The following is a 9,814-nucleotide window of genomic DNA, read 5'->3' on the forward strand; positions in this document are numbered from 1 at the left end:
ACCCGGTGGTGGTGCAGGCGCTCACCCTGCTGTCCCGGCTGGCGCGCAGCCGTACCAGCGTGTGGGCCGCCTGCCGGGCCAGCAGGGTGAGCGCCTGCACCACCACCGGGTCGAGCTCGCCGCGCCGGTCCTCCCACCGGGCGGCGATCACCCCGAGCAGCCCGCCCTCGCCGGGCAGCGGCACAAGGAACACCGAGCCCAGCCGGTACCGCTCGACGAAGGCGTGGATGATCAGCGGTGACGACGCCGCGTCCGCTACGAACAGCGGACCCTGGGTGCGCAGCGCCTCCGCGAGCAGGCGGCTGTCGCGTTCGAGTTCCTCGCCGACGCTGGCGACCGGCGTCACGCCGGGCCCCACGCTCTGTCCGGCCACCCGGTAGATCGTCGATCCCGGCATCTCGGCCAGCATGAGCGCGACCTCGCTCGCCCCCAGCAGCGCCTCGGCGACGTTCGCCGTGATCGTCGCCGCCCGCTCCAGGTCCCGCGCGAACAGGAGCCGGTCGAGGTCGGCGAGTGCTCCCGACAGCAGGGCGAACACGGCCGCCTCGCGGCGGGCGTCGAGCAGCGAGATCACCTGGCGGGCGAGGTTGGTGAGGATCGCCCGGTGGCCCGTGCTCAGCCGGCGCGGCGCCGTGTCGACCACCGTGAGCGCGCCGAGGACATGCCCGGCGGGGGCGACGATCGGCGCGCCGGCGGCGAACCGGATCCGGTCGCCCGCGTCGTGGCATCGGGGTGGGGAGGCGAGATCCTGGATCTCGATGAAGGCGCCCTGGGCCATCACCCGAGCGCCGATGCCGCACTGCCGTGCCAGCTGCGACGCGCCGGTTCTCGCATGGATCCTGGTCCATTCCCGCGCCGCGTCGACGAAGACGATCGTGGCCGAGGCACAGCCGGTCGCGCGGGCGGCGATCGCCGCCAGGTCGTCGAACGCGGACTCGGGCATCGTATGCAGGAGGTGGTAGTCGCGCAGGACCGCCAGGCGCTCGGCGTCGGCACGGGCAGCGGCGGCGGGGCGGGAGCCGGCGCCCGTCCCCTGATCGTGCGGCCGCCGGGTGGTGCTGACCGACGTCCACGCGCCGCCCGGTGGGACCCGAGCCGGCGCCGCGGGCGGAGGTCCCTCCGTGTCCCGCGGGCCGGACGGCTCGGCGACGCCCGCCATCAGCCAGGGTCGCAGGGGCGCGCCGGGCGGCGGTGGGAGAACCGACGCGAACGCCCGGACGGGGACAGGCGGGCGCTCCGGGGTCGCCGCCCGCTCCGTGGGCACCGACGGCTGGGTGCCGAGGGCGGGCGGCGGCCCGGCGTCGGTGGTCGGCCCGCTGGCCGCGCGCGGCGCCGACCGGGCACGCAGCAGCGCTGTCAGCTGCGCCGCCGGCAGCGGCACCGAGATCGCCTCGCCCTGGAGCAGGTCGCAGCCCAGGTCGATCATCATCGAGAGGGTCCGCTCGTCCTCGATGCCCTCGCCGACCACCCGAAGGCCAAGCCGGTGACCCAGGTCGACGACCGACCGCACGATCGCGGCGTCCGGGAGGCTGCCGCTGGCGTCGGTCACGAAACCCCGGTCGATCTTGACCTCGTTGAACGGCAGGGTCTTGAGGATCTCCATCGAGCTGTAGCCGGTGCCGAAGTCGTCCAGGGACAACCCGACCCCTTCCGCGCAGAGCTGGCGCAGCATCGTCGCCGCCCGCGCGGGCTGGGTGACCAGCGCGCTCTCGGTGATCTCGAGGGTGAGCGCCTTGCTGCTCAGCCCGTGGGCGCCGAGCGCCCCGCCGACCACCCGGGGCAGGTCGTCGAGGACCAGCATCCGGGGGGAGAGGTTGACGGACACCGGCAGATGCAGGCCGGCCTCGGTCCAGTCCGCGCTCTGCCGCAACGCCTCGTCGAGGACCCAGCGGGTCAGGTCGGCGATCAGCGACGAACGCTCGACGACCGGCAGGAAGTCGCCGGGCGCGAGCAGCCCCCGCGTCGGATGATGCCAGCGCAGCAACGCCTCCACCCCGACGATCGTGCCGGAGCGGGCGGACTGCAGCGGCTGGTAGTAGAGGACGAGCTCGTCGCGGCTGATCGCCGAGCGCAGCTGCGCGTACAGGGCGATCTCCTCGGGTCGGATCCCGGCGATGCCCGGATCCCACAGGCCGACGCTCTCCCCGGCCTGCCTGGCACGCAGCAACGCCGAGTCCGCGCAGGTCAGCAGCCGGGCCATCGAGGTGCCGTCCCGGGGTGCGACCGCGATGCCGACGGAGGCGTCCACGGCCACCTCGACGCCGCACACCTCGAAGGGCCCCTGGATCTGGCGCAGGACCCGCCGGCCGAACACCCGGCTGCGTGTCGTCTCCGCGGCCGTGGGCGGCGGTGTCCGCGCTCCCGGCCGGATGGTTCCCGCCGCCGGGGCCGACATCCCGCGGAAGATCATGGCGAACTCGTCCCCCCCGACCCGGCCTACGAAGGCGGGCGGCGGGTTGAGACCCTTCAGCGTCCGTGCGATGACCCGCAGGAGCGTGTCCCCGCCCACATGGCCCAACGCGTCGTTGATCTCGTGGAACCGGTTGATGTCGACGAGGACGAGGACGGCCTCACGCCCGGCGGTCCGGATCTCCTGGACGGCGCGTTCGCCCCGTTCCAGCGTGCCGGCCCGGTTGGGCAGCCTGGTCAGCGTGTCCGTCTCCCGCTGCATCAGATCGGCACGGAACAGACCCTTCACGATCAGCGCCGCGGCACTCACGCACAACGCCACCGAGGTCACCAGCGCGGCTGGTAGGCCGCCGGGGGCATCACCGATGGCCGCCCCTGCGACCAGCATGGCGATGGCGACCGTCATCGTGGCGGTGGCCAGCGGGACGCGTATCAGGGCGACGTACGCGGCAAGCGGCGGGAACCAGATCAGGTACGTCGCGGCGGCGGGAAGCGACGTGGACTCGGCGACGCTGATCCCCAGCATGGCGGCGAACGACGCGACGGCGAGCGGGGCCGGCCACCGGGCGCGGGGACGCACCGTGATCCCCACGGCGAGGTTGGCCAGAGCCACCGTGAGCCCCAGCCCGACGTACCAGGTCCGATATCCGGGAGAGCCGGGCAGCAGCAGTCCCGCCAGGAACAGCACCGCGGCACCGAGCGGCGCGACGACCAGGAACCGCCTTCGGTCGGCGTGCGCACGGTCTCTGTACACGAGCCGCTTACCTCCCCCGCCGATCCGCCGGCCCCGAGATCCGGCGAGGATCCGCGCCGCCGGGTCCGTCCGGGCAGGCACCCGACCGGGCCCATGCCCGCCGCGGCCACCGCGCCCAGGCGGGTGCCTGGCCGTCGGTCGTCCACCAGCCGTCGCGTCGCCGCGCCGGCGGCTGATGGGGCCTTCCCCCGTCCCGGGGAGAACAGCGATCCGGCCGGCGGCCAACCGACGGTGGGTTCTTCTCTCCTCGCGAGGCCGGCGGGTTCCGCACCGGCCTGCCTTCTTTCAACATAGCCGGTTGACGGGCCGGCCTAACATCCGCGTCAGGCCGCCAACCCACTGCGGTGGCATAATGTCCCAACATTTGCCTCCCGCCGCCGGAAAGGTTTTCCGAAAGGCCGGCAAAACGTCCGAACATACCGCGGCCGGCGGCGGGCGCGGGGGTCAGTGGGCGGCGTCGTCCCAGGTCCGGCCGGAGCCGACGCTGACCTCCAGCGGCACGGACATGGTGTAGGCGGAGGTCATCTCGGCGCGGACGAGCCGCTCGACGTCCTCGTGCTCGCCCGGCGCGATCTCCAGGACGAGCTCGTCGTGCACCTGGAGCAGCAGGCGGGAGTGGTAGCCGCCGGCACGCAGCGCCCGGTCGACGCCCAGCATGGCGATCTTGATGATGTCGGCGGCCGAGCCCTGGATCGGCGCGTTGAGGGCCATGCGCTCGGCCATCTGCCGGCGCTGGGCGTTGTCGCTGGTCAGGTCGGGCAGGTAGCGGCGGCGGCCGAGCATCGTCTCGGTGTAACCGTCGCCGCGGGCCCGGTCGACGACACCACGCAGGAAATCGCGCACCCCACCGAACCGGGCGAAGTACGCGTCCATGTGCTCACGCGCCTCGTCGGGGGCGATACCGAGCTGGGAGGCGAGCCCGAAGGCGGACAGCCCGTACGCCAGGCCGTAGGACATCGCCTTGATCCGCCGGCGCAGCTCCGGGTCGACCTCGCTGACCGGCAGGCCGAACGCCTCGGCGGCGACGAAGGTGTGCAGGTCCTCCCCCGAGCCGAAGGCCTCGATCAGTCCCTCGTCACCGGACAGGTGGGCCATGATCCGCATCTCGATCTGCGAGTAGTCCGCGGTGAGCAGCGACTCGTGGCCGGCGCCGACGACGAACGCGCGGCGGATCTGGCGGCCCTCGGCGGTGCGGATCGGGATGTTCTGCAGGTTCGGGTCGGTGGACGACAGCCGGCCGGTGGCGGCGATCGTCTGGTTGAACGTGGTGTGGATGCGACCGGCGTCGTCGATCATCGGCAGCAGCGAGTCGACGACGGTCTTGAGCCGGGCGACGTCGCGGTGGCGCAGCAGCACGGGCAGCAGCGGATGGTCGGACTGGACGGCCAGCCATGCCAGCGCGTCGGCGTCCGTGGTGTAGCCGGTCTTGATCTTCTTGGTCTTGGGCAGGGCCAGCTCGTCGAACAGGATCTGCTGGAGCTGCTTGGGTGAGCCGAGGTTGAACGCCCGCCCGACGATCTCGTGCGCCTGGGCGGCGACGGCGGACACCTCGGCGCCGTAGCTCTTCTGCAGGTCGGCGAGGTGTTCCTGGTCGGCGGCGATGCCGGCGCGCTCCATGCCGGCGAGGACGGTGACGAGCGGGAGCTCGATGTCGCGCAGCAGGCCGGCCGCCGAGCGGCGTTCGAGGTCGGCGTCGAGTTCGTCGGCGAGCTCCCGGCAGGCCAGCGCGCGCACCGCGTCGGCCTGCGACTCCTCCTCCTCGCCGGTGCCGTCGAGGGTGAGCTGGCCGTTGCTGGCGGGCTCACTGGCCAGGTCGCGGTGCAGGTAGCGGGCGACGAGGTCGCCGAGGTCGAACGAGCGCTGGCCGGGCAGGGCCAGGTAGGCGGCGAGCGCGGTGTCGCTGGTGACACCGGCGAGGGTCAGGCCGAGCTCGGCGAGCGCGAGCATCGGGCCCTTGACGTCGTGGCCCGCCTTGGGCTGGGCGGGGTCCGCGAGCCAGCCGCCGAGGGCGTCGAGGTCGGCGGGGGTGAGCCTGGTCGGGTCGACCCAGGCGGCGGCGCCGTCCGCCGCCGCGAGCGCCAGGCCCGACAGCACGCCGGTACCCCGGCCCCAGCTGCCGCGGGCGTGCAGGCCGACCCGCTGCCCGCCGCGGGCGTGCTCGGCGAGCCAGCCGGCCACCTCGTCCGGGCCGAGGGTGGACAACGAGACCTCGAAGCCCTCCTCGACCGGCGGCGGGGCCGTGGCCAGCGCCGCGTAGAGCCGCTCCCGCAGCACCCGGAACTGCAGCGTGTCGAACAGCTGGTGGACGCTCTCCCGGTCCCATGGGCGCAGCCGCAGCTCGTCCGGCGTGACGGGCAGCGGCACGTCGCGGGCCAGCTCGGTCAGCGACCGGTTGCGGATCACCGAGGACAGGTGGGCCCGCAGCGACGCGCCCGTCTTCCCGCCGATCTCGTCGGCCCGGTCGACCAGATCGGCGAGCGAGCCGAACTGCTGGATCCACTTGGTGGCCGTCTTCTCCCCCACGCCGGGCACGGAGGGCAGGTTGTCGGACGGGTCGCCGCGCAGCGCGGCGAAGTCGGGGTACTGCGCCGGGGACAGGCCGTACTTCGCGTGGACCTCGTCGGGGGTGAACCGGGTCATGTCGGAGATGCCCTTGCGGGTCATCAGCACCGTCACCCGGTCGCCGACGAGCTGCAGCGCGTCCCGGTCACCGGTGACGACCAGGACGTCCATGCCGGCGGCGGAACCGGCGGTGGCCAGCGTGGCGATCACATCGTCGGCCTCGAAGCCCGGGGCGCTCACCCCGGGCACCGCGAGCGCGTCGCAGACCTGGTGGATGAGGCTGACCTGCCCGACGAAGTCGGCCGGCGTCTCGGCCCGGCCGGCCTTGTACTCGGCGTACTGGTTGTGCCGGAAGGTCGGCGTCGGCAGGTCCCAGGCGACCGCGACGTGCGTCGGCCGCTCGTCGCGCAGCACGTTGATCAGCATCGAGGTGAAGCCGTACACGGCGTTCGTCGGCTGGCCGGTGGTGGTCGAGAAGTTCTCCACCGGCAGCGCGTAGAAGGCGCGGTAGGCCAGCGAGTGCCCGTCGAGCAGCAGCAGCCGCGGCGTGGCGGCGGCCGCCCCGGCGGGCTGCGGCCTCGTGGCCGCGGCGGGCCTGGCGGCGGCGCGCGAGCGGGTGGCGGGCGGCTTGCCGGCGGGAGTGTTCGGCGTGGTGACGGGCACGCGGCGAGTTTAGGCCGTGCGTCCGACAGTTTCGTGGGCCGTGGGCGGTCTGTCGCGGGCGGTGCCCGATTAGTCTGCTCGTCATGCCTGCCGATGCCACACCGGCTGCCACACCGGCTGCCACACCGACCACCGGGCCGACGGACACGCCGGACGCCGCCGCGCCGGGGCCCGGCGCCGGCCACCCGCCCGCGCGGGCGCTCGTCGCCGAGCTCAACGAGCTGCGCGGCGAGCTCGAGCGGCGGATGGGCGTCCTGCTCGTCGAGGCGGACGCCGCCCGGGTCGTCGCCACGATGCCGGTCGAGGGCAACCGGCAGCCGTTCGGCCTGCTGCACGGCGGCGCCTCGGTGGTGCTCGCCGAGACGGCCGGGTCGATCGCCGCCGTGATCGGCGCCCCCGCCGGGTCGGTCGCGGTGGGGATCGAGGTGAACGCGACCCATCACCGCTCGCTGACCTCGGGAACCGTCACCGCCGTCGCGACCCGGGTACACGGTGGGCGCACCCTGGCCACCTACGACATCCGCATCACGGACGAGCAGGATCGCCCGGTCTGCACCGCCCGGATCACCTGCATGGTCCGCGCCGCCCGCCCCGGCGAACCCACGGAACGTCCGGACCAGAGCTAAATGCCACGGCAGGACCAATCCGCATACGCATCATAAACGGCACACCGATTCCGGCCCCTCCGCGAAAGTCCGGCCAGCCGGGTACCCCCGTCCGCCCCGGCAGGTATATCCGAACGGACACACCGGACTCCGCGCGCTACATTGACCTGATGCGGCGGTGGGCTTAACGTCATCGCCGGTGGCACCCGGGACGGGCGAGTAGACAACGCTCGGGCGCGGGGAAGGTCCGAACGGCACCAAAGTCGATCCCGGGTGCCTCATCTCCTCCCTCGGCCTGGGCGCGCGCGTGCGCGCCCAGGCCGAGGGAGCTGGTCAGGGCCTGACGAGCGCGTCGATCGGGCCGCGCAGGACCCGGTGACCACCACGCACCTCGTACAGGTAGACAGCGGTGCTGTCGACGTCGCCGCCCCGGCGGAAGCGGATCCGCTTGGTCACGCCGGGCAGGTCCACCGAGCCGAAGCCCGCCGCGACCGCCCGGCGGGTCGCGCCCGTGCCGAGCCGGCGCAGCACGTCGATGATGGCGTTCGCCGCGTCGTACGCCTCGGCGGAGTAGGTGCCGGGCCGGATGCCGCTGTTGACCGAGCGGTACTCGGCGGCGAAACCGGTCGCCGCGGGGTCGCTGCCCGCGTCCCGGCAGGCGCAGGTCAGCAGGATCCCCTCGGCGTTGCCGATGCCGGCCTGGCGGATGAGCTGGTCGTCGTTCGCCCCGTCACCGCTGACGATCCTGCCGGTGTAGCCCTTGCTGCGCAGCGCCCGGGCGAGCGGGGCGAGCTCCGAGTAGTACCCCGAATAGTAGAGCGCGTCCGGATGCGCGGCGATGATCTTCGCTGCCTGGGCGGTGTAGTCCCTCGCCGGGCTGAGGTCGTCGTGGATGACCGTGACCCCGTGATCGTCCAGAGCGCCCTCCAGCGCACCGGACAGACCGGTGCCGTACTCACTGCGGTCGTCCAGCGAGTACACCCTGTCCGCGTGCAGCGCCTTGGCCAGGTACTCGGCGGCGGCGGCGCCCTGGACGGTGTCGGGTGCCATCAGCCGGTAGAACGTGGTGAAGCCCTGGTCGGTCAGCGTCGGACTGGTCGCCGACGGGCTGACCGAGAGCAGGCCTGCCCGGCTGTAGAGCGGCTCGCTCGTCCTGGTCGCCCCGGAGAACACCGGTCCGACGACGCCGATCACGCTCGGGTTGTCGATGAGCTTCTGGGCGGCGGCCGGGCCCTGCGCCGGCTGGCCCTGGTCATCCGAGGCGATGATCCGCAGCCGGAACGGCAGGGTGGCCCGCCGGTTCGCCAGGTCGACCGCCGTCAGCAGCCCGTCATAGGCGTTGATGCCCAGCTGCTGGTCGTCGCCGGACAGCGGCCCCTGGAAGCCGATGGCGAACTCCTTGCGGCCGTCGTCACCCGCCTTGCCGCCACACCCCGCGATCGCGGTGGCGACCAACACCCCCGCGATCCCCCACACCCCGAAACGCCGCCCGGGAACGCCCATCACACGTCCTTCCGCGGCGGCACGCCGCCGGTGCCGGCAGCCGGAACACCGAAGATCGTCACCACCATCGTCGCAATCCTAGGTAAGCGATCAACAACCTGTCGTGACGAAATCTAGGCCAGGCGAGGCTGCGGCGATGGCTTCAGGTAGTCGTGTCGTAGCTTTCCGCGGTTCCTGGTGGCGACGCGCGACCGGCGCCATTCGCGGTCATCCGCGTGGGAGCTCGGCCGGGCGCGGTCAGCCGGTGCGGGTGGCCAGCGCGACGAGACGCCCACCGAGGATGGTGTAGAGCTCGACGGAGGGCCGCCGGGTGTCGCCCCACCGGTCGAACGCGACGGAGCCGGTGACGCCGGCGAACGTGCCGCGGCCGATCGCGGCGGCGATGTCGTGGCGGGCGGCGGCGTCGACGGCCATCCGGCCGGGCAGCACGGTCGCCGCGGCACGGATGATCGCCCTGGTCGCGTCGTAGGCATAGGCGGCGACGGCCGGGATGGCCTCGGCCTGCCGCTGAGCCAGTTCCTCGGCCGCTTCATGCGCCGCCTGCCGGGTGCGCGCGCCGCCCGGGCCGTCGACGTCGTCACGGTCAGGCGGCGCGGCCACCGCGGCCCGGGCCGCGGGCATCCCGCTGCGGACCAGCCCGGCGCCATGGGCCGGCATCGCGGCCCCGATGGCTCGGGAGGGGCCCGAGGCACGCGCCGCGTCCGGACCCCGCGACGCGTCCGGAGCATGGGAGTGGAACGCGTCCGCGGAGGGGGTCATGTCCGGAGAGCGGGTGGCCGGGGCGGTGGCGCCCTCGTCGTCGGCGGGGCCGCCGTAGCGGGCCGAGTAGGCCGCGACGAACGCGCCGGCGGCGGGCAGGCGGGTCGCCGGCGTCAGCAGGCTGGTGATGAGGTCACCGTCGGCGGCGGTGCGCGTCTCGTCGGTGTAGCGCGGCTCCAGCAACGCGTCCGAGCCCAGGATCTGGATGGACGCGCCGGAGTCGGCGAGGCGGGAGCGCAGCTTGCCGGCGAAGGAGGCGCCGGTGGAGACGTAGACGAGGTCGGGTGCCTCGCCGTCGAGCGCGGCGACGATCTCGTCGAGGTCGCCGCTGTCACCGCCGTCACCATGCTCGGGGTACAGGGAGGTCACCGACGCGCCGAGCGCGGCGGCGTGCACGGCGAACCGGTCACCGAGGGTCGTGCCGTAGCGCGGCTCGCCGTCGACCACGGTGATGCGGTGACGGTTGAGGGTGTGCACGGCATAGTCGGCGGCGACCTGTGCCTGCAGCTCGTCGGTGCCGCTGAGGCGGAAGTAGGTCGGGTAGGGGCGGGTGCGGGGG

5 protein-coding genes are annotated in these 9,814 nt (G+C 73.6%); 1 reads left to right on the forward strand and 4 read right to left on the reverse strand.

Annotated features, from left to right (window positions below; all coding sequences use genetic code 11):
• Positions 1–3,163 (reverse strand): EAL domain-containing protein (locus tag C1A33_RS13695; RefSeq protein WP_101831905.1); only part of this gene is annotated, 3,163 nt, incomplete at its 3' end.
• 444 nt (positions 3,164–3,607) lie between these two features.
• A complete protein-coding gene (polA, locus tag C1A33_RS13700; protein WP_243407519.1) occupies positions 3,608–6,388 on the reverse strand; it encodes a DNA polymerase I in 2,781 nt (926 codons plus the stop codon).
• An 83-nt stretch (positions 6,389–6,471) separates the two neighbouring features.
• Here polA and C1A33_RS13705 point away from each other — a divergent pair, with 83 nt between their 5' ends.
• Positions 6,472–7,014, forward strand: a complete 543-nt coding sequence (locus C1A33_RS13705; protein ID WP_101831906.1) for a hotdog fold thioesterase — start codon at positions 6,472–6,474, stop codon at positions 7,012–7,014.
• Positions 7,015–7,326: 312 nt separating this feature from the next.
• On the opposite strand, the gene C1A33_RS13710 is transcribed toward C1A33_RS13705, so the two are convergent.
• Positions 7,327–8,496: a branched-chain amino acid ABC transporter substrate-binding protein gene (locus C1A33_RS13710; protein WP_101831907.1), complete on the reverse strand. Its 1,170-nt coding sequence runs from the start codon at positions 8,494–8,496 to the stop codon at positions 7,327–7,329.
• 237 nt (positions 8,497–8,733) lie between these two features.
• On the reverse strand, positions 8,734–9,814 hold a 1,081-nt coding region (locus C1A33_RS13715), incomplete at its 5' end, for an ABC transporter substrate-binding protein (RefSeq protein ID WP_165818375.1).

Origin of the sequence: Frankia canadensis, assembly GCF_900197875.1 — a bacterium.
GTDB lineage: Bacteria > Actinomycetota > Actinomycetes > Frankiales > Frankiaceae > Frankia > Frankia canadensis.